The organism is Flavitalea flava (assembly GCF_054461575.1).
The window spans coordinates 1-584 of record NZ_JBTLQH010000142.1 but is presented as its reverse complement, the minus strand read 5'-3'; the positions used below and the strand labels follow the sequence as shown (position 1 = coordinate 584).

General features: G+C 49.5%; 1 protein-coding gene. It reads left to right on the top strand.

Annotated elements, in window-relative coordinates; translation table 11 throughout:
- Positions 1-584, top strand: a 584-nt coding sequence (locus tag ACX0G9_RS31735; protein WP_459069015.1) for a condensation domain-containing protein, incomplete at both ends; no start/stop codon positions are given.

Here is a 584-nt window from a genome sequence, read left to right as displayed (position 1 = left end):
GCTGCCATCTGGGAAGAACTGCTGGGCGTAGACCGAATAGGTATACATGATAATTTTTTCGAACTGGGCGGACATTCTCTCCTGGCTATAAGGCTTGTATCATCAATCCGTAAAGAAATAAGGATTGAGGTCACCATTGGAGATATATTTGATTACCCGGCAATTGGTTTGCTGGCCGTGCAATTGAATGCTACCTCCGGCAGAACATCTCTACCTCCGCTTATCCGTCAGGAAAGATCGGTACAAACCCCTTTATCTTTTAGCCAGGAGCGTCTTTGGGTAATCGATCAGTTGGAAGGGTCGGTATCTTATCATATCCCGGTGGTACTGCGCTTACGGGGTCAGTTGAACGAAGACGCGCTCCGATACGCATTACAAGGGATTGTGAACCGACATGAAATATTGCGGACGGTCATTGAGGCGGAAGAGGGGCATGCTTATCAACGGGTAGTGGAGGCAGGAGGATGGAAGCTGGAGTCGTCAGAACCCGGCGGTTCTATGCAAGATCCTGCTTCCTGGCGATCCTATATCGGAGGATTAATCAGCCGGCCTTTCGATCTTGCAGCCGATTATAAACTTCGGGC